Source organism: Zunongwangia atlantica 22II14-10F7 (assembly GCF_002094855.1).
GTDB lineage: Bacteria > Bacteroidota > Bacteroidia > Flavobacteriales > Flavobacteriaceae > Zunongwangia > Zunongwangia atlantica.
Genome location: NZ_ARYN01000050.1, coordinates 1 through 2,517 on the forward strand (window position 1 = coordinate 1; position 2,517 = coordinate 2,517).

Here is a 2,517-nt window from a genome sequence, read left to right on the forward strand (position 1 = left end):
TTTCATCACAAAGGTTTTAAAGAATATTTTTTGAAATAGAAATATTTAGAATTCAGTGCTACAGCACAGCAAAATCTCGAGATTATGCAGTAAAAATCCTCAATGTAAAGGAGGTTGCTCGCTTATAAAGTTTAAATTTTAACAGTACTATAAAACCAATTGAAGCCGCTTCGATCAGTCGCTTAAGCATTTCATTTTCGGTTGCTAGGCCGAGGAGATATCCAAAGAAATCTTCGTTGATGGCTGTATAGAGGTTATTCAGAAAAATATTGACCAGAAAGAAGGCCGGTACCAGCATATAAACGGCAACATATAGGCGAAAAAAAGTATAGGCCATTCCTCGAAACTTTTCAAAAACGGAGAGACTAATGACTAAAGGAAAAAACACCTGTAGCAGCCCGAGGACAAAGAAGCGTTCCGCCAGAAAAAGTGGATAGAGAAACAAATCCAACAGCCAAAGAAACAGGCCGGTCACAAAGGAAATCATTTTAATGGCATAAAATGGAGAGACCAGGGCTTCGTATAGTGCAGTCATGGCCTGGGTCAACACATCGAAGGCACCAACATCTTCTGTAACGCTCATCTCTTCCAATTGCAAAGGAAGTAACGCTGGTGCGGTATCCAGGAATTCCCCTTCGATACTGACCAGTACACTATCCAACAGGCTTAGTAATTGCGGAGCGCAAAACACCAGAATCACCACTACGAAATTCTTTAGCAGATCTGCTGGTTGTAATCCCCAGGTCGTTCCTTCCTGTCTTGCGGCTCCTTCCTGATATTTCTTAAGAATATTTACCAGAAAAAGTAGCACTGCCAGTGTTTTCATCCCGGTAAGGGTATAGCTTAAAAAGCTACTATCCTTCAGGGTTTGAAAGATGCTATCAATATATTCTAAGCCTAAATTCATCGTATAAAAGGATTAATCGTTATCACCAAAATGAACATTTGGTTTACTGTTGAGACTCCCGCGAGTTGAGGATATCCTGTAATTGTCTAAAAGCAATGATATCCCTATAGCGTTTCAATTGTGTATTTACCTGAGCAAGAAGGGCTCTGGATTGCTGTTCTTTTTGCTGCAATATTTTGGTGCGATCACTATCATTCATTCGGAGAAGATCACTGGAAAGCACCTGATCGATAAAATCCAGATCTTTTAGGGAAAGTTCAATCATATCTTCAAAATGACGCGAAATCCTATTGGCTTCATTAGGATGAATAAATGGCGAATCAAGCAAATCCCTGACATCGGTACGAATGCATTCGTAGAGACGCTGATGATTTTGGGTCAGTTCGCGAACGGCCTGAAGCTCCTGTACTACTCCATTGACCTTTTCAATATTTTCTTTTTGCTGTTTCAGAAATTCAACGGTTTTGAGTAGGTTGGAAGTTTGTTTTGCCGATTCGATTAGCTGTTTGGCCAGGCTTAAGAAATTGGTATTATCATAAACCGGCATCCCCTGGGCTGTTGCTGATGAAGAAAAAAAGGGCGCTATGCTTATTAAAGCAAGGCATCCCCAAACTTTTAGCTTTGTCAAAACAGCGCTATAGAAATTGAGGTTGTAGAAATTAAGATTGAATATATTCAAAGCTTGACGGGTTACAGTTTTCATAGCAGTTTGGTTAAAAATTAAAATATTCAATACCAGTAGTAGTTTGGATACACAGGCATAGCATTACATCAAATCAGGAAAAGAAGGCAGCGCACTATATAGAGTTTGGTTTCTTGATATTAGGGCGATAGAAACTCCTGAATAGCCTTTTGCATATCTCCATTCTCCTGATAATTTCTGAGAATTGCTTCATTTTCTTTTCCATCGGTTAAATAAGCCGCATAGGCTTCCGGGGGAACTTCCAGGCGGTACACATTACTTTCTTTTCCGATCTTTATAAATACCTCCGTGTACTTTCGTTTTCCACTCAGGTTGTTGGTAATGGATTTTAGCTGATTATGATCATGAGAAGAAAGTTTTAAACGATGCACCAGCTCCTCATAGCCTTTTTCATTGCGCAGGCTATAGATCACCTGTGTATTTTCCAGAATACTTGCTGCCGTGCTATTGGCAGGCAATTGATTTATGGACTGCAGGATAATGCCTATGGCGCCATTTTGTTTTCGGATAGCCTGGTAATAGAATTCCACACTTTCCAGAACATTGGGGAATTTCAATTGTTTAGCAAACTCATCAAAAAGGATAATTCCTTTTTCTTCCCGCTGACTCCAGATGGAACCCTGTACGGCTGTTTTGATGAGTTTTAGCATGATGCCCAGAATTTCTTTATTATCCCGAACTTCATCCAACTCAAATATGATCAATCGTTTATCTTCCAAACGATAATTTTGAACTCCCGGTTGAAACAAATAGCTATAGATCCCACTGCCAACATATTCAGAGAGAATATGCAGAAAGCGTTTACGATCCAAAAAAGTGTTGTCTGTTACTGATTGAGCATCACGAAGTATATGGTTGGGACTTACAGCATTACCTTTCCCGTAGGTACCGGAATCAAGGTCGAATA

Annotated in this window: 3 protein-coding genes; all 3 read right to left on the minus strand. The window is 39.7% G+C overall.

Annotated elements, in window-relative coordinates; genetic code table 11:
- Positions 1-82: 82 nt before the first annotated feature.
- A complete protein-coding gene (locus IIF7_RS20405) occupies positions 83-907 on the minus strand; it encodes a hypothetical protein (protein ID WP_084843533.1) in 825 nt (274 codons plus the stop codon).
- Between the two features lie 43 nt (positions 908-950).
- Positions 951-1,610, minus strand: coding sequence for a conjugal transfer protein (locus tag IIF7_RS20410; RefSeq protein ID WP_245801691.1), 660 nt, complete (start codon positions 1,608-1,610; stop codon positions 951-953).
- 119 nt (positions 1,611-1,729) lie between these two features.
- Positions 1,730-2,517: TraG/VirB4 family ATPase (locus tag IIF7_RS20415; RefSeq protein WP_449489476.1), on the minus strand; the 788-nt coding region annotated here is incomplete at its 5' end.